Below are 23,931 nucleotides of genomic sequence, written 5' to 3' on the forward strand. Positions count from 1 at the left end.
GTGTGCCTGGCGAGGCACCTCGCGTGCTTGGGCGGGCTTCATGCGTGATTGAGGGGGCATCACACGTGATTGGAGGGGCATCACGTGGGATTGGGCGGGCGACTTGCGTACCTGGAGGGTCGGTTTGCGTGCCTGGAGGGTCGGGTTGCGGGATTGAAGCCGGAAGTGGGCTTGGCTAGGAGGTTATTTCGGCTAGGGCTTCCACCAGGTTTTGGGTTGCGCCGGTGAAGGCGTGGGCCGGGGTTGCTGCGTAGCCGACGATCAGGCCGCCTGGGCGGCCCGGGGTCATCCAGTGGCCGGACAGGCCCTCGATGCCGATCGAGCGGCGGCGGCAGGCCGCCAACGCCGTCGCCTCGGAGGGGCCGTCCGGGGGCAGCATGAGCAGGAGGTGCAGGCCCGCCGCGATGCCGTGGGGCCGGACGGAAGCCGGTAACGCGGCCAGGAGGCGGGTGCGGCGGGAGCGGTACTCCGCGCGGCTGCGGCGGACGTGCCGGTCGTAGGCGCCTGATTCGATCAGCTCGGCCAACGCCAGCTGGTTGAGCAACGCCGGACGCGAACCGCTGTCGGCCATCGCCGCGCGGACCGGCTCCACCAGCGAGCGCGGCAGCACCAGCCACGCCAGCCGCAGCGCCGGCGCCAGGGTTTTGCTCGCCGTGCCCGCGTACACCACCCGCTCCGGCGCCAGCGCCTGCAACGCCCCGACCTGCTGGCGGTCGAAGCGGAACTCGCCGTCGTAGTCGTCCTCCAGCACGTACGCGCCCGAATCGCTCGCCCAGCGGGCCAGCGCCGCCCGGCGCGGCGGGGCCAGCGTGACGCCGGTGGGGTACTGGTGCGCCGGGGTGACGACCACCGCCGGACTGTCCAAACCGGACAGGTCGAGGCCGTCGCCGTCGACGTCCACGCCGACGATCCGCGGGCCCTGCGCCGCCGCGATCGACCGGTATATGCCCAGCGAGGGGTTTTCGAACGCCATTTCGCCCGTGCCCAGAGAGAACAAGGCCCGGGACACCACCGCGATGGCGTGCGAAAACCCGTGGCACACCACGATCCGCGCCGGGTCGGCGACCACCCCGCGAGCGCGGGCCAGGTAGCCGGCCAGGCTGTCCCGCAGCTCCGGCGCGCCCAGCTCCGACTCGTAGCCGAACGCCGACGCCGGCGTTCGCAGCAGGGCCCGGCGGGTCGCGGTGAGCCACGCCTGACGCGGGAACGCCGTCAGGTCCGGACGGCCCGGCCGCAGGTCCCAGCGCGGCGCCGGGTCGCGCGGGGCCTGCCGCGGCGCGGACTGGGGCAGCGATCCCGCCGTCGCCACCCGGGTCGGCGCGCCCTGGGCCGTACGCAGGTACCCCTCGGCGGCGAGGTCGGCGTACACGCGGGTGACCGTGCCCCGGGCGACCCCGAGGTCGTGGGCCAGCGAGCGCGTCGAGGGCACCGCCGCGCCCGCCTGCCACCGGCCGTCCCGGATGGCCGCGCGGATCGCCGCCGCGAGCCCGGCCCGGCCCGAAGCGGGCTGCCAGCCGAGGTGGACGTCGAGGCCGGAACTGGACCACGATTCCGTCATGTGACTGGACCATACCCGTGGACCAGTTCGCACTAGCGTGGACGCCATGAGCAAGCGAATCGCGCTCGGGGGCGCCCCCGAGCTCTACCAGGCGATGGCGAACCTGCAGGCCACGGTGAACAAGGCCGGCGCCAACGCGGGGCTCGACCCCAAGCTGCTGGAACTGGTGAAGACCCGCGCGTCGCAGATCAACGGCTGCGCGTACTGCCTCGACATGCACTCCCGCGACGCGCTCGAGCTGGGCGAGTCGCCGCGGCGGCTGTTCGTACTCGACGGCTGGCGCGAGACCGACCTGTTCAGCGAGCAGGAGCAGGCCGCCCTCGCCCTCACCGAAGCGATGACCAAGCTGCCGGTGACCCAAAGCGTGCCCGACGACGTCTACGAGCAGACCGCGAAGGTGTTCACCGAGGAGCAGTACCAGGCCGTCGCGTGGGAGATCATCGCCATCAACAGCTGGAACCGGATGACCATCACCAGCCACACGCCGCTGCCGAAGCGGGACGCATGACCGCCGCCGCGCTCCGGGCGCTGCACGTCCCCGGCAAGCCGGTGGTCCTGCCGAACGCCTGGGACGCCGACACCGCGAAGCTCGTCGAGGCCGCCGGGTTCCCGGCCATCGCGACCAGCTCGGTCGCCGTGGCGGCCGCGCTCGGCTTCCCCGACGGCGAGCAGGCGCCCGTGGACGAGATGTTCGCCGCCGCCGCGCGGATCGCGAAGGCGGTCGGCGTCCCGGTGAGCGTCGACGCCGAATCGGGCTACGGCCTGTCCGGCGCCGAGCTGGCGGGCCGGCTGCTCGACGCGGGAGCCGTCGGCTGCAACTTCGAGGACACCGACCACACGACCGGCGACGTCCGGCCGGTCGAGGAGCAGGCGACCCGGATCGCCGCCCTGCGCGAGGCGGCGGGCGACGGCCTGGTGATCAACGCCCGCGTCGACTCCTTCCGCGGAGTCGACCCGGAAGAAGCGCTCGAAGCAGGCGTCGCCCGGGCGAAGGCCTACCTCGAGGCGGGCGCCGACTGCGTCTACCCGATCCACCTGCGCACGCCGGAGCTGATCGCGCGCTTCGTGCAGGGAACGGGCGGTGCGGTCAACGCGCCGGCGTGGCCGGGCAGCCCGGGCCTCGAAGGCCTCGCCGAACTGGGGGTGGCGAGGATTTCGCTGGGTGGCGGGCTGTGGCAGTACGTGCGCAAGCAGCTGGAGGCCACCCTGAAGGGGGTCGCCGAGGGCAAGCTTCCGTACTGAGAATGGCCGAAGGCCGCCGCGAGGGGATCGGGAACACCCTCGCGACGGCCTTCGGGGTCGATGCACCTAGTGGACGACCGCCTTCTCGGCACCCGCACCGGTGAGGGAGCGGACCTCCATCTCGGCGTACTTCTTCTCGTCGTGCTCCTTGGACAGGATCGTGCCCAGCCAGCCCAGGATGAACGCGGCCGGGATCGAGACGATGCCCGGGTTGCTCAGCGGGAACCAGGCGAAGTCCGCGGTCTTGATCATCGACGTGCTCTTGCCGGACACCGCCGGCGAGAAGATGATCAGCACGATCGTGATGGCCAGGCCGCCGTAGATCGACCACAGCGCGCCCTGGGTGTTGAACCGCTTCCAGAACAGCGAGTAGAGGATCGTCGGCAGGTTCGCCGACGCCGCGACCGCGAAGGCCAGCGCCACCAGGAACGCCACGTTCTGCCCGTTGGCCAGGATGCCGCCACCGATGGCGAGGGCGCCGATCACCACCGCGGTGATCCGGGCGACCTTGACCTCCGAGTCGGGCGAGGTCTTGCCGCGCTTGACGACGTTCGCGTAGACGTCGTGGGCGAAGGACGCCGACGCCGTGATCGTCAGGCCGGCGACCACCGCGAGGATCGTCGCGAAGGCGACCGCGGAGATCAGGCCCAGCAGCACCGGGCCGCCCAGCTCCAAAGCCAGCAGCGGAGCCGCGGAGTTGACCCCGCCCGGCGCCTTCTTGATCGTGTCCGGGCCGACCAGCGCACCGGCGCCGTAGCCCAGCACCAGCGTGAACAGGTAGAACACCCCGATCAGCACGATCGCCCAGACCACCGAGCGCCGCGCGTCGCGGGCCGTCGGCACCGTGTAGAAGCGCATCAGCACGTGCGGCAGGCCCGCCGTGCCCAGCACCAGCGCGATGCCGAGGGAGAGGAAGTCCAGCTTCGAGGTGCCGGTGGCGCCGTACTGCTTGCCCGGGCCGAGCAACGTCTGCCCGGCCTTGCCCGCCTTGTCGACGGCGGCCTGCAGCAGCTGAGAGAAGTTGAAGCCGTACTTGCCGAGCACCCAGAGCGTGATCACGAGCGCGCCGACGATGAGCAGCGCGGCCTTGATGATCTGCACCCAGGTGGTGCCCTTCATGCCGCCGATCAGGACGTAGGCGATCATGATGATGCCGACCACGGCGATCACCAGCGCCTGCGCGCCGGAGCCTTCGACGCCGAGCAGCAGGGCCACCAGGCCGCCGGCGCCCGCCATCTGCGCCAGCAGGTAGAAGAACGACACGGCCAGCGTCGAGGTCGCCGCGGCGGCCCGCACCGGGCGCTGCTTCATCCGGAACGCCAGCACGTCGCCCATCGTGAACTTGCCGGTGTTGCGCAACAGTTCCGCGACCAGCAACAGCGCGACTAGCCACGCCACGAGGAAGCCGATGGAGTAGAGGAAGCCGTCGTAGCCGTTGATCGCGATCGCGCCGGCGATGCCGAGGAACGACGCCGCCGACAGGTAGTCACCCGAGATCGCGATGCCGTTCTGCGGGCCGGTGAAGGCGCGGCCGGCGGCGTAGTAGTCCGACGCCGTCTTGGTGTTGCGGCTGGCCCGGAACACGATCACCAGGGTGATGATCACGAAGAGGGCGAAGATGCCGATGTTGAGGAGCGGGTTGCTGCCCTCGACGCTCGCAGCGATGTTCGTCATGCCTGCTCCTTCGCAGAGTCACCCTCGATGTCCTCGCGGATCTTCTCCGCGACCGGGTCCAGCTTCCGGTTGGCGTACCGGACGTAGAGGCCGGTGATCACGAACGTCGAGACGAACTGCAGCAGGCCGAAGATCAGGCCGACGTTGATGTTGCCCCACACCTTCGTGCTCATGAAGCCGTGCGCGTAGTCCGCGAGGAGCACGTACAGCAGGTACCAGAGGAGGAATACCGCCGTCATCGGGAAGACGAACCGGCGCAGGCGGCTGCGCAGCTCGCGGAACTCCGTGCTTTCGTGTGCTCGTTCCCAGATGGTTTCGGAGGTGTCCGGGGGCCCGCCGGTGTTCGTCGTGCTCATCGCTGCTCCCTGCGACGCTGCGGAAAGTGACGTGCGACACCGTAGGGACGCGTGAGGCGCGCGTGAAGATTCAGCGGTTCAACAGCCGGGTCAGACGACGAACGGTTGACGAACGGTCGCGCGGGCGTGTCGAACGGGGTTCGTCGAGGTGGAGGCGCAGCATGGCTGCCGTCGACCAGCCGGGGGGTCTGCCCCGCAGGGAGACCAGCGCCATTGCGCCGAACGCCAAGGGTACCGACCAGGGTGCCGGTTGCTGCACCAAGATGGCCACCCAGCCGTGCAGCGGCGGCCCGGCGAGGGCGAACAGGATCGAGCCGGACGAGGCCACCAGGCCGGTCAGCACGCCCGCGATGCCGCCGGTCGCGGTCAGCCGCGGCCACCAGATGCCGAGCACCAGCAGCGGGCAGAACGTCGACGCGGCCACCGTGAAGCCCCAGGTGACCAGGACGCCGGCGTCGAGCTCGGCCGAGCGCAGGGCCAGCAGCACCATCACCCCGGCGACGCCGAACACGGCGATCCGCAGCCGCCGCAGCCCGCCGGGGACGAGGTCGTGCGCGAGCGCGCCGGACATCACCAGCAGCAGGCCGAGCGACGTGGCCAGGAACGCGGCGAACGCGCCCGCGGTCAGCAGCGCCGTGAACAGCCCGCCGGCCCAGCCGGTGTCCACTTGGGACGGCAGCGCGACGACCACCGTGTCCGTCGCGCCCGAGAGGTACAGCCCCGGGACGAGGACCCGGCCGAGCACGCCGTAGACGCCGGGGAAGAGGTAGAAGACGCCCAGCAGCGCGACCGTGATCGCCGCGGTGCGGCGCGCGGCGCGGCCGTCCGGGCTGGTGTGGAAGCGCATCAGGACGTGCGGCAGGCCCATCGTGCCCAGCATGGTCGCGATGAGCACGGCCCAGGTGCCCAGCAGCGGGTAGCCCTGGTCGCCGAGGTCGAGCAGCGGGCGCCGCCAGTCGGGGCCGCCCAGTGCGGCGCCGCCGCGGACCGCGGGGACGGCCGCGCCCGTGCCGAACACGACCTCGTCCTGGCTGTGCGCGGTGAACTCGCCCGGCGGCAGGGTCTCGATGACGCCGTTGCGGCGCACCGGGGTCGGCTCGTGGATCTCCATCGTGACGTCGACTTCGAACCGCACCGGCGTCTCGCGGGCGAAGTGGGTGAACTCGACGGGGTTGAGCGCGTCGGTCCGGTTGACCGCGCCGGCCTGCAGCACCAGCCAGATCGCCGGGATGAGGAACAGCAGGAGCTTGAGGACGAACTGGAACGCCTGCACGTACGTGGCCGCGCGCATGCCGCCCAGCGCCAGGGTGACGCTGACCGCGGCGCCGGCCAGCACCACGCCGACCCAGTACGGCGTGCCGCCGACCGCGGCGAGCACCAGGCCGGCGGTGCGGAATTGCGGGACGACGTAGATCGTGCCGATCACCAGGACGACCACGGCGGCCAGGCGGCGCAGCGCGGGGGAGTTGAGGCGGGCTTCGGCGAAGTCGGGGACGGTCAGGGCGCCCGAGCGGCGCATGGGGGCGGCGACCAGGACCAGCATCGCGATGTACCCGGCGGTGAAGCCGACCGGGTACCAGAGGGCTCCGATGCCGTCCTTGACGACGAGCCCGGCGATGCCGAGGAACGACGCCGCGCTCAGGTACTCGCCGGAGACGGCCGCGGAGTTGACCAGCGGGGAGATCCGGCGCGAGGCGACGAGGAAGTCCGACGTCGTGCGCATGGCGGCGACCCCGCGGACGCCGATCAGCAGCGTCACGAGCACGACCGGCGCGACGGCGAGCGCGACGCCCACTACTCGTCCTCGAGACGCTCGGCGCGGCGGAGCTGCCAGCGGGCCAGCAGCGCCATCGCGGGGTACGGGAGGACCGCGAGCATCAGCCAGGACACCGGAATCCCCAGGAACCGCACGGTGTCCAGGGCCGGGAAGAGCGCGAAGACGCCGGGAAGGCCGAGCAGCAGCGCGAACATGAGGACGAGCGCGGGGATGCCGCGACGGCGCTGAGCGGTGTAGAGGGCGGTGGCACGCTGGGTGTCTCCCGCGGGCAGGCGGGGCTGGCGCCAACGTCCGCGCGACCGGCGGCGCGCGTGCGCGAGCCGGGTCTGCGGGCTGGTGACGGCGACCCGCCGGATCCTGCTCATCGCGAATCGGATCCGAGCTGACCGCGCTGGGCCGCTTCCAGCAACCGGTCCCGCAGGTCGCGCGCGTGGCGGCGGCTCACCGGCACGTCGCCGGCCTCCGTGTGGGCCAGCAGCCCGCCCGCCGTGTCGCTGCGCAGCTCCAGCACCGCCCCCACCGCCAGCAGGAAACCGCGGTGCACCCGGCTGAACCCGGTGCCCTCCCAGTACTCCTCCAGCCGCGAGATCGGCATCCGCACCAGGTGGACCCCACCCCGCGTGTGCAGGCGGACGTAGTCGCCGTGAGCCTCCACGAACAACACGTCGTCACGGCGGACGTACCGGGTCCGCCCGCCCGACTCGACCGGCAGCGCCGCCATCGCGTCCGGGGTCGGCCGCGACGCCGGGGTCGCCATCCGCAGCACCTTCGCCAGCGCCGCGGACAGCCGTTCGGTGCGGACCGGCTTGAGCAGGTAGTCGACCGCGCCGATGCCGTACGCGGTCACCGCGTGCCCGTCGTGCGCGGTGACGAACACGATCACCGGCGGCTCGCTCAGCTTCGCCAGCAGCGACGCGAGTTCGAGCCCGTCGAGGCCCGGCATCGAGATGTCGAGGAACACCGCGTCGAACCGATCCGCCTGAAGCAGCTTCAACGCCTTCAGCGCATCTGCGGCGCCGACGACTTCGCCGACTTCGGGCGCTTCGCGCAGCATCCGGCAGAGCTCGTCCAGCGCGGGCGGCAGGTCGTCGACGGCCAGCACCCGGAGCCCGCTCACGGCAGCACTCCCGGCTGGAACCGCGGCACCCGCACGATCACCCGGGTGCCCGCGCCGACCTCGGTTTCCACGGTGAGGCCGTACCAGGCGCCGTAGACGTCCCGCAGCCGTCTGTCCACATTGGCCAGCCCGAGACCCGCGGGATCGTCTTCGCCGGTGCGCCCGGCGAGGATGTCCGCCGCCCGTTTCGGGTCCATGCCGACCCCGTCGTCCTCGACGAAGATCACGCAGTCGTTCCCTTCCGCCTGGCCGTGCACCTGGACCTGCCCGGTGCCCGACCGCGGCTCGATGCCGTGCCGGATCGCGTTCTCCACCAGCGGCTCCAGCACCAGGTACGGCACCGCGACGGCGAGGATCTCCGGCGCCACCCGCACCTGGACGCGCAGCCGCTCGCCGAGCACCGCCTTCTGCAGCGCCAGGTACGTCTCGATCGCGCGGAACTCCTCGGCGACGACGGTGTACTCGCCGTGGCGGGCCAGGCTGTAGCGGGTGTAGTCGGCGAAGTCGAGCATGAGGTCGCGGGCGCGGTCGGGGTCCGAACGCACCAGCGACGCGATCACCGTCAGGGCGTTGTAGACGAAGTGCGGCGACATCTCCGCCCGCAGCGCCCGCAGTTCGGCCTGCGCCGCCTGTTCCGCCGACGCCTCGAGCCGCCCGCGTTCCAGCGCCTGCACCACCAGGTCGGCGGCCTGGGCCGCGACCGCGTCCCGGACGTCCCCGACGACCAGCAACGCCCCGGCCAGCTCGTCGCGGACGTGCAGCGGCAGCACGAGGACGTCCGGCGCCGAGCCGGGTTCTTCGCTGTGGAGCACGCTTTCGAGCACCGTCGCGACGACCGCGTCCGGCCCGGGCCGCCCCGACCACAGCAGGGACCCGGACAGGTCGGTGAGGCCGAGCCCCGGGAAGCCGAAGAGCCGGCGCAGGCGGTGCGCGGCGCGGCGGGCGGGCATGCCGGACAGGCCGTCGCGCAGGTCGTCGGTGATGCGGCGGGCGGCGGCGAGCACCGGCAGCGGGTCGGCGCGGGACGCCGGGCGCAGGTGCACGGTCGGGCCTCCCCTCGGCGGCGGTGTCCAGGGCAGTAGATCCTACGGCTACACGGGCCCGTCGCGGTCGGCCAGCACCTGGGCGTGGCGGCGGAACCGGCGCCAGGTCCGGTAGTGGTCGATCGCCGTGACGTTGCCGAGCAGGCTCGAGTTCGCCGGGTACGGCCGGTCCGGCAGCGAAATCCACCCGGTCGTGCGGGTTTCCTTGACCGCCACCGGCACCGGCCGGAACGTCGTCGGGTCGAGACCGTCGCTGTGCCGGACGACCTCGTCGAAGAACCACGCCGACGTGATCAGCGCCAGCACGCCGCGGGAGGCCTTGAGCGCCTCCTTCAGGGGCCTGGCCTCCAGCAGCCGGAAAGTCTGGTTGATCGCCGGCGCGGTGACACCGTGCTCGTCGTAGGCGACCTCGCCCGCGTGCAGCGCCATCCGGAGCCGGATCCGCGCGCCGGGGTCGTGCGTCCGGTTGTGCCGGTGCAGCGCGACGGCGAGCGCGGCGGGCAGGAACTCGACGAACAGTCCCTTCGGGATCTCCGGCGGGACGAGGACGAAGACGCCGTCGCCGCAGTCCTCGCGCCGGCAGGCCGCCCACGGGACGCCGGCGTCGTCGAACGAGCGGCTGAGCGCGCGGTAGAGCCCTTCGCGCAACGCCAGCCGGTGTGGTGTGGTCCTGTTCTGGTCGCCGTAGCCCTCGACGTCCACGGCGAAGATCGTCCGGTGCAAAGCCGGCCGTTCGTACTTCATCGCACCCTCCCTGCGATCATGCATCTGGAAGTGCAGATGCATGTGCAGATGAGTGTGACGCAGGACACCCGTCCGGGGAAACGGGCGGTGCGGTGAGCGGTTCTCCCACCGCGGTGACCGGCTGCGGGTGTTCACCGCCGGTGAACACCGCTGGTCAAAGCCCTGCGGAGGCACGCACACCACCCGCAGGGCTCTGACGGACGGGTCAGCAAGACTGCTTGTAGAAGTACTGCGAGTTGGCGTCCATGTCGTCCTTGGTGATCGAGTGCAGCTGCGCGGTGAGGTTCCGCGTCACCGGCTTGCCCTCGATGGCCGCGACGGCCTGCTGGACGCCCTGGGTGCCGATCGAGGCCGGGTCCTGGGCGATGAGGGCCTGGTACTGGCCGTTCTTGAGGCCTTCGACCTCCGACGGGCTGGCGTCGAAGCCGATCAGGTTGACCGCGCCGACCTTGCCCGCGTTGCGCAGGCCGGTCGCGGCGCCTTCGCCGGTGTTGAGGTTGGTGGCGAAGACGCCGATCAGGTCCGGGGTCGACGACAGGGCCGCCGTCACCTTGGCCGCGGCCTGCTCCGGCTCGTTCTGGGTGAACTGGATGCCGATCGACTTGAGGTTCGGCGTGTTCTTCAGCTCGTCCTCGAAGCCCTTGGCGCGCGCGGCCGTGGTGGACGTGCCCGCGATCGTGTCGAGCACCAGCACCGAGCCGCTCTTGCCGCCGGCCAGCTTGGCCATCGTCTGGGCCGCGAGCTTGCCGCCCGCGGCGTTGTCGGACGAGATCGACGAGACCGCGACCCCGGTGTCCTTCAGCGCGGTGTCGACCTCGACGATCTTTGTCCCGCGCGCCTTGACCTGCTGGATCGGCGCCAGCATCGCGGTGTCGTCGGTCGGAGCGATGAGCAGCGCCGCCGGCGGGTTGGCGCCGAGGGCGTTGACCAGCTGGGTCTGCAGGGGCGCGTCGAACTTCTGCGGTGCCTGGGTGGTCAGCTCGTAGCCGAGCTTCTTGGCTTCGGCCTCGGCACCGCACTGCAGCGAGATGTAGAACGGCTCGGCCTGCACGCCCGGGATCAGCGCGAGCTTCTTGCCGCCGACCGGCTGGGCCGTGTTGCCGGACCCGCTCTGCCCGACCGTGCCCGAGCCGCACGCGGTGAGCAGGGCGGCGGCGGAGACCACGGCACCCATGGCGGTGAGAGTCTTGGTCAGTTTCATAAGCACCTCTTTGTACTTGTGGGGACTCAGCGGGAGTTGCGGCGACGGCGGCGGCGCTGGTCGAACCAGACCGCGGCGACCAGGACCCAGCTGACGATGAACATCTGCCAGAAGTCCTGGACGTGGATGATGTTGAAGCCCTTGCGCAGCACCGCGGGGATGAAGACCCCGATCACCGTGCCCAGTATCGTGCCGACGCCGCCGAAGAGGCTCGTCCCGCCCATCACGACCGCGGCGATCGCGTTGAGGTTGTCGGTGGTGTGCCCGGAAATGGTGGTCGAGTTGTAGTAGGCCAGCGAAAGGAACCCGGCGATCCCGGCCAGGAAACCCGTCAGCGTGTACACCTTCAGCAGGTGCGCGGTGACGCCGATGCCCGCCCGCCGCGCGCCTTCGGCGTTGGAGCCGACCGCGAACGTGTACCGCCCGAACTTCGTCGTCCGCAGCAGCCACGCCCCGATCACGGTGATCACGATGGCCACGATCACCAGGTTGGGCACGATGCCGAAGGACGTGCCGTAGCCCAGGGTCTTGGTCAGTTCCGCCGGCACGGTGCGCAGGTCCGAGCCGCCGTTGAGCAGGTACGCGGTGGCCAGCGCGGCGCCCATCGTGCCGAGGGTGACGATCAGGGCCGGGATCTTCGCCACGGCGACGAGGACGCCGTTGATCAGTCCCCAGATCGTGCCGGTGACCACGGCGACGACGAGCCCGACGAGGATCACGCCCCAGCCCGCCTTCGACGCGTCCCCGCCGGACAGCGCCTCCATCACCTTGCCCGCGACCATGCCCGCGAGGATCAGCACCGAGCCGACCGAGAGGTCGATGCCCGAGGTGATGATCACGAACGTCATGCCGACCGACAGGATCAGCAGCACCGAGGACTCGATGAACAGCGTCTGGAAGGTGAACAGCGTCGGGAAGCTGTCCGGCGCGATCGCGCTGAACAGGATGACCAGCGCCAGCAGGACCAGCCCGATCCAGAACGTGTTGGCCTCGATCAGGCGTTTGCCCAGCGGCCGCTTGCCGAAGCCCGCTTCGGGGCTCTCCTGGATGTCCTTCTGCGGGGGACTGGACACGCTCACGCGGCCTCCTCCTGCACGAGGGCGCCGGTCATCGCGGCGACGAGGTCTTCGAGCTTCGTGTCCGACCCGGTGAACCGGGCGACGCGCCTGCCGAGCCGCAGCACCTCGACGCGGTCGGCGACCGACAGCACCTCGGGCATGTTGTGGCTGATCAGCACCACGGCGATGCCCTTGTCGCGCACCTTCTTGATGACGTCGAGCACGCGCTCGCGCTGCACGACGCCCAGCGCGGCCGTCGGCTCATCCATGAACACGACCTTCGACGCCCACACGACCGAGCGCGCCACCGCGACGCTCTGCCGCTGGCCGCCCGAAAGCGACCCGATCGGGACGTCGGTGCTCTGCAGGGTCACGCCGAGGCGCTGGAACTCCTCGACGGCCTGCCGCCGCATCTCGGCCTTGTCGAGCATCCCGAGCTTGCCGAGGATGCCCTTGCGGTGGATCTCGCGGCCGAGGAAGAGGTTGGCCGCCGGGTCGAGCTCGGGTGCGACGGCGAGGTCCTGGTAGACGGTCTCGATGCCCAGCCGCCGCGCGGTGGTGGGGGAGTCCAAGTGCACTTCGGCTCCGTCGAGGAGGATCTTCCCCGACGTCGGCTGTTCCGCGCCGGAGAGGCACTTGACCAGCGTGGACTTCCCGGCGCCGTTGTCGCCGATCAGGGCCGTCACCTCGCCCGCGCGGGCCTGGAACGACGCGCCGCGCAGGGCTTCGACGGATCCGTAGTGCTTGGTCAGGTCGACCGCGTCCAGGAGGAGTTCGCTCATCCGTGCCTCTCTTCCGGCGCCGGCGGCCGGCAGCGGATCACCGTCGCCGTGCCGGACAGCTCGGTCTGGCCGGCGTCGAACGGGACGACGTAGGTGTCGCCCTTCGCCAGCGCGTGCTCGCCGCCGTGCTCGGTCCGCAGCGTGCCTTCGCCGTCGAGAACGACCAGCACCGCGAAGGACGGATCGAGTGACAACGTTGTCGTCGCGTCGGCGCGGAGCTGGTCGGCGCGGAAGAACCGCTCCGATCCGCCAGCCAGGAGGTCCACAGTGGACGCCCGGTCGCCCGCGGTGCGCTTGATGATCGTTTCGAGGCGTTCGGCGTCCCAGCCCGACGTGTCGAGCGCCTCGATGGCGGTGTCGAAGCCGAGGCCGAGGTGGCCCTTCTCCGGCGACGCGAGAAAGTCGCGCCACTCGATGGTGAGCGAGAAGTCGGTCGGCTGCTGCAGCTCGACGACGAAGACGCCTTCGCCGATCGCGTGCGGCAGCCCGGCCGGGATGTAGACGGTGTCGCCGGGGGACACCGGGATGCTGTTCAGCGCGCCCAGCATCGACGGCACGTCCTGCTCGCGCGTCCACTCGGACACCGTCGCCTTCGACAGCGTCTCCTTGAAGCCCGGGTAGACGCGCGGGTCGTCGCCGTGGGTGCCCACGACGATCCACGCCTCGGTCTTGCCGAAGTGCGAGTCGAAGTGCTGCTTCGCGAACGTGTCGTCCGGGTGGAAGTGCACCGGCAGCCGCTGGCCCGCGTCGAGGAGCTTCACCAGCAGCCCGGTCGACGTCCCGAGTGCCTCGACGTGCTTCGCGCCGAGCCAGCCGTTCGCGTTCGCCTCGACCGCGTCGCGCAGCCAGGCGCCGTCCGGGAGCCGGGTGAGGCCGTTGGTCTCCTGGCCGAACATCGTGGTCGCCGAGGCGACCCAGTCCTCCGGGCCGAACTTCTTGTCCGGCGACGCGCCGCGCAGGCCTGCGATGGCGTCGCCGCCGCGGTAGAACTGCGGCGGCTGGTTGGCGGGGAGCCGGATCGGTTCGAGGGTCACGGGGCGACCTCACCGGAACCACGGGCGACGAGATGCACGGGCAGGACTACCTTTCTGGGCGGGGACTGGTCTCCTTGGACGCGGGCGAAGAGCAGCTCGGCCGCGGCGTGGCCCAGTGCGCTGACGTCGTGTGCGACCACGGTGACCGGCGGGTCCAGCAGGTCCGCCAGCTCGAAGTCGTCGAACCCGACCATGGCCGGGCGGCGCTCGGCGTGCGCGAGGGCGCGCAGCAGGTGCACGGCGATCCGGTTGTTGCCCGCGATCACCGCGGTGGCCGCCTCCGGGCCGTCGAGCAGCCGCTTGACCGCGTTGCCGACGGCGTCCGGCGTGGGTGTCCCCATCGAAACCAGCGACTCGTCGTAGGTGATCCCGTTGCGCACGCAGCCCTCGCGGAACCCGCGCAGGCGCTCGGCCGCGGTGAAGATGTCCGGGCTGTCGCCGAGGAAGGCGATCCGCCGGTGGCCGTGCTGCGCGAGGTGGGTGACGGCTTCGATGGTGCCGCCGAGGTTGTCCACCAGCACGGTGTCGGCCACGATGTCGCCGGCCGGGCGGTCGATGAACACCACCGGCGTGCCCGCGCGCATCTCCGGCACGAGGTAGCCGTGCTGGAGCCCGGCCGGGACGACGAGGATGCCGTCCACCCGCCGTGCGCAGAACTCCAGGACGAGCTCCCGCTCGCGGTCGGAGTTCTCCTCGGACGAGCCGGTGAGCACTTGGCGCCCGAACGACGTCGCGATGCGCTCGACCGCGCGGTTCAGCTCGGAGTAGAAGGGGTTGCCGACGTCCTCGACGATCAGCCCGATGGTGCCGGTCGTCGACCCGCGGCGCAGGTTGCGCGCGCCCAGGTTGCGCCGGAACCCCAGCTGCTCGATGGCCGCCATGACCCGCTCGGCGGTGTCGGGGTGCACCGCCGGTTCGTCGTTGACCACGCGCGAGACGGTCTTGATGCTCACGCCCGCCAGCCGGGCCACGTCGCTCATCGTGGCCCGCCTGCTCGCGGTGCGCGTGCTGCCGTCCCGGTCCCGGCCCAGAGGAGACAACGTTGTCATAGTGACGGGGATTGAACGCCACCCGCCCGGTGCTTGTCAACGCCTGGTGCGTGGATTGTGCCGATTCGGCTACCGAAGGCGTAGGGCAGACGGTTGATGACGCTGTCCGGAACCGGACAGGTCTTGACGTGTCCCTTGACTGTCCGGTGAGTGGTTATCGAAGGTGGCCGGGTTCGACCGACTGCGCGACAAGGTTGTCATGACACCGTTTCTGGTCGCGCTGACGAGGTGGAGAGGCGATGGCCATGGCGCGAGCGCGCTTCAGAGCCGGTTTAGCTTTCCTGACCCTGGCGGTGACCGCAGCGGTGGCTCCCGCTGTACCCGCCGCTGCCGCGACCAGCACGGATTACGCGAAGTGGGTCAACCCCTTCGTGGGCACCCGGCCCGGCGGGGCCGACCACGGCACCGGGGGCGGTGCCGGCAACACGTTCCCGGGCGCGGTGGCGCCGTTCGGCATGGTGCAGTGGAGCCCGGACACGGTGAAGTCCCAGCCGGGCGGCTATTTCTACGACGACAACGCGCTGACCGGGTTCAGCCTGACGCACCTTTCCGGCGCGGGCTGTTCGACCTATCAGGACATCCCGTTCATCCCTTATGTCGGTGAAGTGACGACCTCCCCGGCGACCGACCCGGCCCACTACACGTCGAAGTTCTCGCACGCCAACGAACACGCGACGGCCGGCGCTTACGACGTCACCCTCGACAGTGGCGCGAAGGTCGAGCTCAGCGCGACCCAGCGCACCGGCTCGGCCCGGCTGACCTACCCGGCCGGCGCGTCCTCGACGTTGCTGGTCAACACCTCCGGCTCGGTGAACGGCACCGACGACGCGTCGATCACCATCGGCAAGGACACCATCAGCGGCTGGGCCACCAGCGGCCGATTCTGCGGCGCGCGCAACAGCTACCGCGTCTACTTCTCGGCGAAGTTCGACACGCCGTTCGCCTCGATCGGCACCTGGAAGAACGGCGCCGTGACGCCGAACAAGGCCGCCGAAACCGGCGGGGCCAAGGCGAAGGTCGCGCAGCCCAACGGCGTCGACGCTTCGATCGCGCGCCCGGCCAAGGCGGCGCCGCAGAACACCACGGTCAGCGGTCCGGGCAGCGGCGGGTACGTCACCTTCGCCAACCTCAACGGCGTCCAGGTGAACGTCCAGGTCGGACTGTCCTTCGTGTCCGTCGACGGCGCCAAGGCCAACCTCAAGGCGGAGAACACCGGCAAGTCGTTCGACACGGTCGCGTCGAACGCGCGCAAGGCGTGGAACGCGCAGCTCGGCAAGATCGCCGTCACCGGCGGTTCGGACGCCGACCTGACGACGTTCTACACCTCGCTGTACCACTCGCTGATCCAGCCGAACGTCTTCTCCGACGTCAACGGCCAGTACATCGGCTTCGACGGTCGGATCCACACGGCCGACAAGGGCCACGCGATGTACACGAACTTCTCCGGCTGGGACATCTACCGCTCGGAAGCCCCGCTGCTGGCGACGATCGCGCCGAAGGAGACTTCGGACATCGTCCGGTCGATGATGGCCTACGCCGAGCAGGGCGGCTCGTGGGACCGCTGGACGGTCGCGAACGACTACACCGGCGTGATGAACGGCGACCCGTACCACATCATCGTCTCCAGCGCGTACGCGTTCGGGGCGCGTGACTTCGACGCCCAGAAGGCGTTGCTGCTCATGATCAAGGGCGCGACCCAGCCGACGCAGGGCTACACCGAGCGGCCGGGTCTCGAGGACTACCAGAAGCTCGGTTATGTGCCGGGCGCCGGCGCGGACACCCTGGAATACACCAGCGCCGACTTCTCCATCGCCCAGTTCGCCAAACGGCTCGGCGACAGCGCGACGTACACGACGTTCATGAAGCGCGCGCAGAACTGGCAGAACCTCTACAACCCGGGCACCGGCCACCTGCAGCCGCGTAACGCGGACGGCTCGTTCTCCGGCACCTACGACCCCGCCAGCTCGCAGGGCTGGGTCGAGGGCAACGGCGCCCAGTACGAGTGGATGGTGCCCTACGACCTCGGCGGCGTCGTGACGGCGTTCGGCGGGAACACCGCGACCCAGTCCCGGCTGGACACCTTCTTCACCCAGCTGAACGCGGGCACGCAGGAGCCGTACGCCTTCATGGGCAACGAGCCGAACTCCAACGCGCCGTACGTCTACTCCTACGCGGGCGCCCCGGCCAAGACCCAGGCGATCGTGCACCGCTCGATGGACGAGCTGTACAACCCGCGTCCCGAAGGCCTGATCGGCAACGACGACCTCGGCCAGATGTCGGCCTGGTACGTCTGGTCGGCGCTCGGCATCTACCCGGAGATCCCGGGCCGCGCCGAGACGCTGCTCGTCACGCCCCGCTTCGAGCACGCCGTGCTCACCACCGGCGCGGGCAAGAAGATCACGATCAACGCTCCGGGCACCGGTGACTACGTGGGCAGCCTGAAGGTCAACGGCAGTGCCGCTTCGAAGGCGTGGCTGCCGGAGGCGCTGCTTTCCAGTGGCGGCACGCTCGACTACACCCGGTCCGCCACGGCGACCGCGTGGGGCAGCGCGGCGGCCGACGCCCCGCCGTCGTTCCGCGAGCAGGAGAAGCCCAGCCTGTCCTTTGTGGACCCGGCGCGCGCGGTGACGCCCGCGGGGTCGACGTCGAAGGCGTCGGTCGGGGTCCAGGACCTTTCGGGGACCGCCCGGACCTGGACCTACTCCGCGGGCAGTGTCGACGGGATCACGCTGACGCCGTCGACGGGCAGCATCGCGGTGCCCGCCGCGGGCAAGGCCCAGGCCGAGCTCACGGTCAGCGTCCCGGCCGGGCTGGCCGACGGCGCCCGCCGCATCCCGGTGACGTTCTCCGCGCCCGGCGTGGCCTCCTCGCAGGCCGTCCTGACGGTCCTGGTGGCCCAGCCGAACAGCTGGCTCGCCACGGTGAACAACGCCGGCATCTCCCCGGATTCGAACTCGGGCGCGGCCAACTTCGACGGCGGCGGCTGGAGCTACTCGGCCGACGCCCTCGCCGCGGCCGGGGCCACCCCGGGCGCCACGATCACCAGTGACGGGCTGAAGTTCACCTGGCCGTCGTTCCCGGCCGGGGACCCGGACAACGTGGTCGCCGGCGGCCAGACGGTGAACGTCACCGGTTCCGGGCGGCTGGCGCTGCTCGGCTCGGCGTCGAACGGCAACGCGTCGGGCACGCTGACGGTGACCTACACCGACGGCACGACGTCCACCGCGACCATCGGGTTCTCCGACTGGACCCTCGGCGGCGGTGGCGCGCAACCGGCGTTCGGCAACCGGATCGCGCTGTCCACGCCGTACCGCAACGCCTCGGGCGGCGACCCGCAGCAGATCCGCACGATGGTGTTCGGCACCAACCCGATCACCTTGGCCGCGGGCAAGACGGTGGCGAGCGTGACGCTGCCGTCGAACGTCAGCGGCGGTGCCCTGCACGTGTTCGCGATCGGCATCGGCGCATGAAGCGCACGGTCCTGGCGGGCGTCCTGACGCTCGCCGCGGCGGCGACGGTGGTCACCCCCACCGTCGCCGCCGCGGCCGGCGGCGACGCCCTTGACGCGGTCAACACGTTCATCGGCACGCAGGACGAGGGCAACACCTTCCCGGGTGCCTCGGCGCCGTTCGGGATGACGCAGGTCAGCCCGATCACCTCGCACTACGCCGGCTACCGCTACACCGACACCGCGATCCGCGGGTTCGGGCACTTCTTCCTGTCCGGCGCGGGCTGCTGGGAGCAGGGTGGCCTGGTCTCGACCCTGCCGACGACCGGGGACGTGGGCCCCGGCAAGGCGTTCGACACGACCAAGCCGTCCACTTTCGACCAGAAGCAGTACGCCTCGCCGTTCACGCACGACGGAGAAGTGGGGAAGCCCGGCTACTACAAGGTCCACCTGACCGGCTACGGCGGCGTGGACGTCGAGACGACGGCGGCCACCCGGGCGGGTGTCGAGCGGTACACGTTCGCCAAGTCCGGCGAGGCCAACGTCTTCGTCAACGTCGGGCAGGCCAACGACAAGGAACCGGTGACGGGCAGCAGCATCCGGGTCGTGGACGACCGGACCGTCGAGGGCACCGTGGAGTCGCAGGCGTTCTGCGGCGGCAAGGCCTACACGACGTACTTCACGACGAAGTTCGACAAGCCGTTCAAGGCGTTCGGCACGTGGTCGCCGGACGGCGGCACACCCGGCTCCCGCTCCTCGTCGGGGGGCGCCGGGCTGCGCGGCGCGTGGCTTACGTTCGGTGGCGGGCAGGTGACCGCGACCACGGCCATCTCCCAGGTGGACGCGGCCGGTGCGCGCCTGAACCTGGCCTCGGAGCGCATTCGGTCGTTCGACGCGGCCAAGGCCGACGTCCAGCGCACCTGGCGGCGTGAGCTGTCCTCTGTGGACATCAAGGGCGGCACGACCGACGACCGGACGGTCTTCTACACCTCCCTGTACCACGCGCTGCTGCAGCCGCTGACGGCCAACGACGCCGACGGCCGCTACTACGGCTTCGACAAGAAGATCCACCGCGCGGCCGGCTGGACCTACTACGACTTCTTCTCGCTGTGGGACACCTACCGCACGCAGAACCAGCTCCTGGCGCTGCTGCGGCCCAGCCGCGCGAAGGACATCGCCAAGAGCATCCTGGCCATCCACGACCAGGGCGGCTGGCTGCCGCGGTGGGCGTACGCGAGCCAGGAGACGAACACGATGACCGGCGACCCGGTGACGCCGTTCCTGGTCGACCTGTGGCGCTTCGGGGCCTTGTCGGGGGAGGAGGTGCACGCCTACCAGGCGCTCCTGCAGAACTCGACGCAGATCCCGCCCGCGTCGTCGCCGTTCCAGGGCCGCTCGGGCAACGCGAGCTACCAGCAGGACGGGTTCGTCCAGTACGACCCGGACTTCCCGAAGAAGGGCCAGGACACCGACCCGAACCACGGCGCTTCGGCGACCCTGGAGTACGCGCTCGGTGACTGTTCGCTGTCGGTCATGGCGGCCGCGCTCGGCAAGAAGGACGACGCGGCAGCGCTGGCTGCGAAAGGCCGGACATACCGGACGTTGTGGGATGCCACTCAAACCGATCGCGGCTTCACCGGCTTCTTCCGGCCGAAGGTCCTCGGCGGCGCGTGGTTCTCCCCGGCGGACAAGCCCTACAGCCCGCAGAGCCAGGACGGCTTCCACGAGGGCACGGCCTGGCAGTACCAGTGGCTCATGCAGCAGGACGTACCCGGGCTGGTGCAGCGGATGGGCGGCCCGGCGGCCACCGGCAAGCGCCTCGACGACTTCTTCGCCTACGACGAACTGGTGAAGAACCCGGCGACGGCGGTCCGCGAGAACTGGGTGGTCGGCCCGTACGACTACTACGACCAGTTCCGCTACAACCCGAACAACGAGCCGGACCTGCACTCGCCGTGGATGTACGCGCTCACCGGGCAGCCGTCGAAGACGTCGACGGTCGTGCGGGCCGCGCACACGCTGTTCACCAACGCGCCCAACGGCGTCACCGGGAACGACGACCTGGGCACGATGTCGGCGTGGTACGTCTTCAGCGCGCTGGGGCTGTACCCGGCTGTCCCAGGCACTGGGAACTTCGTGCTCAACGCTCCGCGGTTCGCGAAGTCCGTTTTGCACCTGGAGAACGGGCACGACATCACCATCAAGGCGCCGGGTGCTTCCGGTGCGGAGCTGCAGTACGTGTCGTCCCTTCGGGTGGGCGGCAAGGCCAGTGACCGCGTGTACGTCAACGTGGACCAGCTGAACCGCGGGACGACGCTGGACTTCGGCCTCACGTCCGACGCGACGGCGAAGTGGGGGACGTCACCTTCCTCGGCTCCGGCTTCGCCCTGCGCGGAGTAACGAAGGGACGCTCACGGCCGTGGTTCAGACCACAGTGGACCACGGCCGTGAGCATCGTCACGGGACCCGGTGTTCCCGTGAGGGGCATCACGCCTCACACTGGGTATCAGTACGTCCGACAGCGCCGTTGACGTTCGAGGCAAGTCCGCCTTGGACGGTGTGTCGGGCGTTTTTTGGTGTTCCGGTACGAACGTGGTGAGACCCCACAGGAGGAAGCAGTGTCCAGCAAGGCCGCTCTAGTGTTCCGCGTGGCCGCAGTAGCCGAAGCCCTGTCCTGGGCCGCGCTGCTGGTCGGGATGTTCCTCAAGTACGTCGTCCACTCTTCCGGCGAGGGCGGCGTGCCCGTCATCGGCATGGTGCACGGCGTGATCTTCGTCCTCTACGTGGTGGTCTCCCTGTCCGTGGCGAAGCCGCTCGGCTGGCGCCCGAAGACGCTGGTCCTGGCCCTGCTGGCGAGCATCCCGCCGCTGTTCACCTGGCTGTTCGAGAAGTGGGCGCTGCGCAACGGCAAGCTCGACGGCCCGCAGCGGCTGTCCCACGGTGGTGTCGGCCTGTTCCAGGCGAAGGAACCCGTCGCCGCCTGATCCCGGCATGTGAGAAGGGCCCGCACTCGCCGAGTGCGGGCCCTTTGCTTACTCGCTGAAGTCCCCGGCCGCGCGGCGCACCTTGGTCAGCAGGTCCGTCAGCTGCTCGGTCTGCCGTTCGGTCAGCCCGCTCAGCCCGAAGTCGATTTCGGTGACGGCCTCGGTGGCGGCCTCGCGGCGCTTGCGGCCCTCGTCGGTGATCTCCACCAGTGTCGTGCGGCGGTCGGTCGGGTGCGGGACCCGCTTGACGAGCCCGTCGCGCTCCAGCCGGTCCACTATGTTGGTGACACTGGTGGGGTGCAGCTGGAGCCGCTCGCCCATCACCCGCATCGGCAGGCTGGCGCTGCGGGCGAAGGTGAGCAGCACCAGTGCTTCGTACCGGGCGAAGGTCAAGCCGTGCGGCTTGAGCGCGCCGTCCACCGCGGACTGGATGATCTGCTGGACCCGCATCACCCCGGTCACCGCGGCCATGGTCCCGGAGGGCCCGATCCGGTCCTCCCAGATCCGGGCCGCGCGGGCGATCGGGTCGAACGGCAGCGGACGGTTCATGACACGCGAAGTTACCAGCGGGTACCGGCGGGTGTCGCACGACTGGCGGAAATGACCACCGAAGAAGGGACTTCCGAGCATGATCGTCGCGTTCAGCGTCAGCCCGTCCGGCGGGGACCCCGACGGCGGGGTGAGCGAAGCCGTGGCCCGCGCGGTGAAGGTGGTCCGCGACTCCGGGCTGCCCAACTCGACCAACGCGATGTTCACGAACATCGAGGGGGAGTGGGACGAGGTCATGGACGTCGTGAAGCGCGCGGTCGAGGCCGCGGGCGAGGGCTCGGCCCGGGTCGGCCTCGTGTTGAAGGCGGACATCCGGCCGGGCTTCTCCGGCCAGCTCGAGGCCAAGGTGGACCGGGTGGAAGCGCACCTGCGCGAAGCGTGATCAAGGAAGCGGCGGGGTGAAGGCGACCGTCCACCGGCCGTCTTCGCTCGTCACCGTCAGCGGGTAGCTGAACGGCTTGCCGTCGCCGAGGGCGCCCGAGACGGTGGCGCGGGTCGGCGCGCCCGAGTCCGGCCCGAGGTCGACGCGCACATCGTGGACGCCGCGATCGGCGAGCACCGAGACGTAGTCCTTCGCGAAGTCGTTGCCGCCCGAGCCCGGGTAGTCGAGGAGATCGGCGAAGGAGTCGGCATCGTGCCCGGAGAGGGCGGCGGCGAGCCGGTCGCGCAGTTCGCCGGGCGAGCCCGCGCCCGGATCGGGTTCGTGCACGATGAGCAACGTCACCGCGCCGACCCACACGACGGCGGCCGCGACCGACAGACCCACCTTCACGTCACGCCGGATGTGCACCCGGCCGAGCCTGCCCCAGCGGTGCCGTCCTGCCAAGCGGACGGGCCGCGCAGGTGCGCAAACCCACGGCGCGGGTCGGTGAGCAGCCCCCGATTCCAGCCTACCGGTGGCCACCGACAGTTCACGGGGCTGCGCGCGCGGTCCGGAATCGTCGGTGGTGGCCGGTAGAATTGATACCGGGGGCCGGAGGCCAGCGCGGAAACCGAGGCCGCTCGCCCGGCTGCCGCCCGCTCCTCGGGGCAGGCGCCGGAGCCCGTCCACCGAGCTCCCGCCACGGGCCCCGATCTCAGGCCCCCGCCGCAGACCGCTCGCCCAAGCGCGCGGCTGGAAACCGGGGCCGCTCGCCCGGCCGCCGACCCGGCCGAGCCCGGCCACCGGCAGGACCCGCCCGAGCCCGCCCACCACCCTCCCCGCCACGCAGGCCGAACCCACCCCACCGCCCGGACATGTCAGACCATGGACAGGCCGGGCACCCGGTGAAACTTCTCCGGCGCGCGTGCCAGGATGGAACCGTGACACAACCACGCGGATCTGCAGCGAAGTCAGCGGCCCTGTCCGCCGCCCTTTCCGGCGCGGTCGACCTGTCCGCGCTCAAGGCCCGTGCCGAAGCGGCGCAACGCCAGCCGGCCCCGGCCGCGCGTCCGGACGGCCCGCCTCGGCCCTCCGGCGAAGGCGCGGGCGCGGGTGCGGCCGTGATCGATGTCACCGAGGCCACCTTCCAGGCCGAGGTCGTGGAGCGGTCCCTCCACCAGCTGGTGGTCGTCGACCTGTGGGCCGAGTGGTGCGGCCCGTGCAAGCAGCTGTCCCCGGTCCTGGAGCGGATGGCCGCCGAGTCCGGGGGCGCCTGGGTCGTCGCGAAGGTCGACGTCGACGCCAACCCGCGGATCGCGCAGCTGTTCGGCGCGCAGTCCATCCCGACGATCGTCGCCATCGCCGGCGGCCAGCCGGTCGACGCCTTCTCCGGCGCGCTGCCCGAGCCCGAGATCCGCAAGTGGATCAACGCGCTCCTGGACGCCCTGCGCGACAAGCTGCCGGGCATCCGCGACGCCGAAGCGGCCGGCGGCCCGGTCGAGGAGCCCGAGGACCCGCGCTTCACCGAGGCGGAAGAGGCCTTCGAGCGGGGCGACTTCGCCGCCGCGCAGGCCGCCTACGAGCGCATCCTCGACGTCGAACCGGCGAACGAGCTGGCCAAGAACGCCCTGGCCCAGGTCAAGTTCACCGCCCGCGCCGAAAACGCCGACCCGGACGCCCGCGCCAAGGCCGACGCCGACCCGTCGGACCTGGCCGCCCAGCTCGACGCGGCCGACCTGGAGATCGCGGCCAACGAGGTCGAGGCCGGCTTCAAGCGCCTGATCGACACCGTCCGCCGCACCGCGGGCGAGGACCGCAACAAGGTCCGCGAGCACCTGGTGGCCCTGTTCGACCTCTTCGACCCGGCCGACGACCGGGTCATGAAGGCCCGCCGCGACCTGGCCAGCGCCCTGTTCTAGACGCAGAGGGCCCCCACCGGCGCGGTGGGGGCCCT

The 23,931-nt window shown here is 70.9% G+C and carries 22 protein-coding genes; 7 read left to right on the forward strand and 15 right to left on the reverse strand.

Annotated features, from left to right (window positions below; genetic code table 11):
• Nucleotides 1–175: 175 nt before the first annotated feature.
• Nucleotides 176–1,558, reverse strand: coding sequence for a MocR-like pyridoxine biosynthesis transcription factor PdxR (gene pdxR, locus ACFPLC_RS22370; RefSeq protein WP_378196344.1), 1,383 nt, complete (start codon nucleotides 1,556–1,558; stop codon nucleotides 176–178).
• Between the two features lie 46 nt (nucleotides 1,559–1,604).
• On the opposite strand from pdxR, the gene ACFPLC_RS22375 reads away from it, so the two are divergent.
• Together ACFPLC_RS22375 and ACFPLC_RS22380 are read left to right on the forward strand one after the other, a co-directional pair.
• Nucleotides 1,605–2,066, forward strand: a complete 462-nt coding sequence (locus ACFPLC_RS22375; RefSeq protein ID WP_378196341.1) for a carboxymuconolactone decarboxylase family protein — start codon at nucleotides 1,605–1,607, stop codon at nucleotides 2,064–2,066.
• Nucleotides 2,063–2,800 (forward strand): isocitrate lyase/PEP mutase family protein, encoded by a 738-nt coding sequence (locus tag ACFPLC_RS22380; RefSeq protein WP_378196338.1) that lies wholly within the window; start codon nucleotides 2,063–2,065, stop codon nucleotides 2,798–2,800. The genes ACFPLC_RS22375 and ACFPLC_RS22380 overlap by 4 nt, the downstream gene beginning before the upstream one ends.
• A gap of 66 nt (nucleotides 2,801–2,866) precedes the next feature.
• Here ACFPLC_RS22380 and ACFPLC_RS22385 read toward each other — a convergent pair whose 3' ends face one another.
• From ACFPLC_RS22385 to ACFPLC_RS22440, 12 genes are all read right to left on the reverse strand, one after another.
• A complete protein-coding gene (locus tag ACFPLC_RS22385; RefSeq protein WP_378196335.1) occupies nucleotides 2,867–4,474 on the reverse strand; it encodes a solute symporter family protein in 1,608 nt (535 codons plus the stop codon).
• Nucleotides 4,471–4,830, reverse strand: coding sequence for a DUF485 domain-containing protein (locus tag ACFPLC_RS22390; RefSeq protein WP_191310068.1), 360 nt, complete (start codon nucleotides 4,828–4,830; stop codon nucleotides 4,471–4,473). Before ACFPLC_RS22390 ends, ACFPLC_RS22385 begins: the two co-directional genes overlap by 4 nt.
• A gap of 70 nt (nucleotides 4,831–4,900) precedes the next feature.
• The gene (locus ACFPLC_RS22395; RefSeq protein ID WP_378196331.1) at nucleotides 4,901–6,625 is read right to left on the reverse strand and encodes a sodium/solute symporter; all 1,725 of its coding nucleotides are present in this window, start codon (nucleotides 6,623–6,625) and stop codon (nucleotides 4,901–4,903) included.
• Nucleotides 6,625–6,972: a hypothetical protein gene (locus ACFPLC_RS22400; RefSeq protein ID WP_378196328.1), complete on the reverse strand. Its 348-nt coding sequence runs from the start codon at nucleotides 6,970–6,972 to the stop codon at nucleotides 6,625–6,627. Before ACFPLC_RS22400 ends, ACFPLC_RS22395 begins: the two co-directional genes overlap by 1 nt.
• Nucleotides 6,969–7,724, reverse strand: a complete 756-nt coding sequence (locus ACFPLC_RS22405; RefSeq protein ID WP_378196326.1) for a LytR/AlgR family response regulator transcription factor — start codon at nucleotides 7,722–7,724, stop codon at nucleotides 6,969–6,971. Before ACFPLC_RS22405 ends, ACFPLC_RS22400 begins: the two co-directional genes overlap by 4 nt.
• The gene (locus ACFPLC_RS22410) at nucleotides 7,721–8,767 is read right to left on the reverse strand and encodes a sensor histidine kinase (RefSeq protein WP_191310060.1); all 1,047 of its coding nucleotides are present in this window, start codon (nucleotides 8,765–8,767) and stop codon (nucleotides 7,721–7,723) included. The genes ACFPLC_RS22405 and ACFPLC_RS22410 overlap by 4 nt, the downstream gene beginning before the upstream one ends.
• 48 nt (nucleotides 8,768–8,815) lie before the next feature.
• On the reverse strand, nucleotides 8,816–9,511 hold the full coding sequence (locus tag ACFPLC_RS22415) for a hypothetical protein (RefSeq protein WP_378196322.1): 696 nt from the start codon (nucleotides 9,509–9,511) through the stop codon (nucleotides 8,816–8,818).
• Between the two features lie 205 nt (nucleotides 9,512–9,716).
• The gene (locus ACFPLC_RS22420; RefSeq protein WP_378196319.1) at nucleotides 9,717–10,712 is read right to left on the reverse strand and encodes an ABC transporter substrate-binding protein; all 996 of its coding nucleotides are present in this window, start codon (nucleotides 10,710–10,712) and stop codon (nucleotides 9,717–9,719) included.
• Between the two features lie 26 nt (nucleotides 10,713–10,738).
• Nucleotides 10,739–11,791, reverse strand: a complete 1,053-nt coding sequence (locus tag ACFPLC_RS22425; RefSeq protein WP_378196316.1) for an ABC transporter permease — start codon at nucleotides 11,789–11,791, stop codon at nucleotides 10,739–10,741.
• Nucleotides 11,788–12,552, reverse strand: coding sequence for an ATP-binding cassette domain-containing protein (locus ACFPLC_RS22430; RefSeq protein WP_378196313.1), 765 nt, complete (start codon nucleotides 12,550–12,552; stop codon nucleotides 11,788–11,790). Before ACFPLC_RS22430 ends, ACFPLC_RS22425 begins: the two co-directional genes overlap by 4 nt.
• Nucleotides 12,549–13,586: a class I mannose-6-phosphate isomerase gene (locus ACFPLC_RS22435; RefSeq protein WP_378196310.1), complete on the reverse strand. Its 1,038-nt coding sequence runs from the start codon at nucleotides 13,584–13,586 to the stop codon at nucleotides 12,549–12,551. The genes ACFPLC_RS22430 and ACFPLC_RS22435 overlap by 4 nt, the downstream gene beginning before the upstream one ends.
• Nucleotides 13,583–14,566, reverse strand: coding sequence for a LacI family DNA-binding transcriptional regulator (locus tag ACFPLC_RS22440; RefSeq protein WP_378196485.1), 984 nt, complete (start codon nucleotides 14,564–14,566; stop codon nucleotides 13,583–13,585). The genes ACFPLC_RS22435 and ACFPLC_RS22440 overlap by 4 nt, the downstream gene beginning before the upstream one ends.
• A 314-nt stretch (nucleotides 14,567–14,880) precedes the next feature.
• On the opposite strand from ACFPLC_RS22440, the gene ACFPLC_RS22445 reads away from it, so the two are divergent.
• From ACFPLC_RS22445 to ACFPLC_RS22455, 3 genes are all read left to right on the forward strand, one after another.
• Nucleotides 14,881–18,105, forward strand: coding sequence for a GH92 family glycosyl hydrolase (locus tag ACFPLC_RS22445; protein WP_378196482.1), 3,225 nt, complete (start codon nucleotides 14,881–14,883; stop codon nucleotides 18,103–18,105).
• Nucleotides 18,102–20,483: a GH92 family glycosyl hydrolase gene (locus ACFPLC_RS22450; RefSeq protein ID WP_378235900.1), complete on the forward strand. Its 2,382-nt coding sequence runs from the start codon at nucleotides 18,102–18,104 to the stop codon at nucleotides 20,481–20,483. Before ACFPLC_RS22445 ends, ACFPLC_RS22450 begins: the two co-directional genes overlap by 4 nt.
• Before the next feature lie 218 nt (nucleotides 20,484–20,701).
• Complete coding sequence (locus ACFPLC_RS22455; RefSeq protein ID WP_004562934.1) at nucleotides 20,702–21,067, forward strand: DUF3817 domain-containing protein; 366 nt, start codon at nucleotides 20,702–20,704, stop codon at nucleotides 21,065–21,067.
• Between the two features lie 48 nt (nucleotides 21,068–21,115).
• Here the strand turns inward: ACFPLC_RS22455 and ACFPLC_RS22460 are convergent, their stop codons facing one another.
• Nucleotides 21,116–21,616, reverse strand: coding sequence for a MarR family winged helix-turn-helix transcriptional regulator (locus ACFPLC_RS22460; RefSeq protein ID WP_191310046.1), 501 nt, complete (start codon nucleotides 21,614–21,616; stop codon nucleotides 21,116–21,118).
• Between the two features lie 79 nt (nucleotides 21,617–21,695).
• Here ACFPLC_RS22460 and ACFPLC_RS22465 point away from each other — a divergent pair, with 79 nt between their 5' ends.
• Nucleotides 21,696–21,998: a thiamine-binding protein gene (locus ACFPLC_RS22465; RefSeq protein ID WP_378196302.1), complete on the forward strand. Its 303-nt coding sequence runs from the start codon at nucleotides 21,696–21,698 to the stop codon at nucleotides 21,996–21,998.
• On the opposite strand, the gene ACFPLC_RS22470 is transcribed toward ACFPLC_RS22465, so the two are convergent.
• Nucleotides 21,999–22,406 carry a hypothetical protein gene (locus tag ACFPLC_RS22470; protein WP_378196299.1) on the reverse strand — a complete coding sequence of 136 codons (408 nt, stop codon included), beginning with the start codon at nucleotides 22,404–22,406 and terminating at the stop codon, nucleotides 21,999–22,001.
• 512 nt (nucleotides 22,407–22,918) lie between these two features.
• On the opposite strand from ACFPLC_RS22470, the gene ACFPLC_RS22475 reads away from it, so the two are divergent.
• Nucleotides 22,919–23,896 (forward strand): tetratricopeptide repeat protein, encoded by a 978-nt coding sequence (locus tag ACFPLC_RS22475; protein ID WP_378196296.1) that lies wholly within the window; start codon nucleotides 22,919–22,921, stop codon nucleotides 23,894–23,896.
• The last annotated feature ends 35 nt before the right edge of the window (nucleotides 23,897–23,931 follow it).

This window comes from Amycolatopsis plumensis (genome assembly GCF_042652605.1).
Classification (GTDB): Bacteria; Actinomycetota; Actinomycetes; order Mycobacteriales; family Pseudonocardiaceae; genus Amycolatopsis; species Amycolatopsis plumensis.

What these genes read in the sequence shown, in the direction of transcription:
- pdxR (WP_378196344.1), bottom strand. Translation starts at nt 1,558, where the DNA reads ATGACGGAATCGTGGTCCAGTTCCGGCCTCGACGTCCACCTCGGCTGG.
- ACFPLC_RS22460 (WP_191310046.1), bottom strand. Translation starts at nt 21,616, where the DNA reads ATGAACCGTCCGCTGCCGTTCGACCCGATCGCCCGCGCGGCCCGGATC.
- ACFPLC_RS22385 (WP_378196335.1), bottom strand. Translation starts at nt 4,474, where the DNA reads ATGACGAACATCGCTGCGAGCGTCGAGGGCAGCAACCCGCTCCTCAAC.
- ACFPLC_RS22465 (WP_378196302.1), top strand. Translation starts at nt 21,696, where the DNA reads ATGATCGTCGCGTTCAGCGTCAGCCCGTCCGGCGGGGACCCCGACGGC.
- ACFPLC_RS22440 (WP_378196485.1), bottom strand. Translation starts at nt 14,566, where the DNA reads ATGAGCGACGTGGCCCGGCTGGCGGGCGTGAGCATCAAGACCGTCTCG.
- ACFPLC_RS22415 (WP_378196322.1), bottom strand. Translation starts at nt 9,511, where the DNA reads ATGAAGTACGAACGGCCGGCTTTGCACCGGACGATCTTCGCCGTGGAC.
- ACFPLC_RS22445 (WP_378196482.1), top strand. Translation starts at nt 14,881, where the DNA reads ATGGCGCGAGCGCGCTTCAGAGCCGGTTTAGCTTTCCTGACCCTGGCG.
- ACFPLC_RS22430 (WP_378196313.1), bottom strand. Translation starts at nt 12,552, where the DNA reads ATGAGCGAACTCCTCCTGGACGCGGTCGACCTGACCAAGCACTACGGA.
- ACFPLC_RS22380 (WP_378196338.1), top strand. Translation starts at nt 2,063, where the DNA reads ATGACCGCCGCCGCGCTCCGGGCGCTGCACGTCCCCGGCAAGCCGGTG.
- ACFPLC_RS22390 (WP_191310068.1), bottom strand. Translation starts at nt 4,830, where the DNA reads ATGAGCACGACGAACACCGGCGGGCCCCCGGACACCTCCGAAACCATC.
- ACFPLC_RS22375 (WP_378196341.1), top strand. Translation starts at nt 1,605, where the DNA reads ATGAGCAAGCGAATCGCGCTCGGGGGCGCCCCCGAGCTCTACCAGGCG.
- ACFPLC_RS22400 (WP_378196328.1), bottom strand. Translation starts at nt 6,972, where the DNA reads ATGAGCAGGATCCGGCGGGTCGCCGTCACCAGCCCGCAGACCCGGCTC.
- ACFPLC_RS22450 (WP_378235900.1), top strand. Translation starts at nt 18,102, where the DNA reads ATGAAGCGCACGGTCCTGGCGGGCGTCCTGACGCTCGCCGCGGCGGCG.
- ACFPLC_RS22420 (WP_378196319.1), bottom strand. Translation starts at nt 10,712, where the DNA reads ATGAAACTGACCAAGACTCTCACCGCCATGGGTGCCGTGGTCTCCGCC.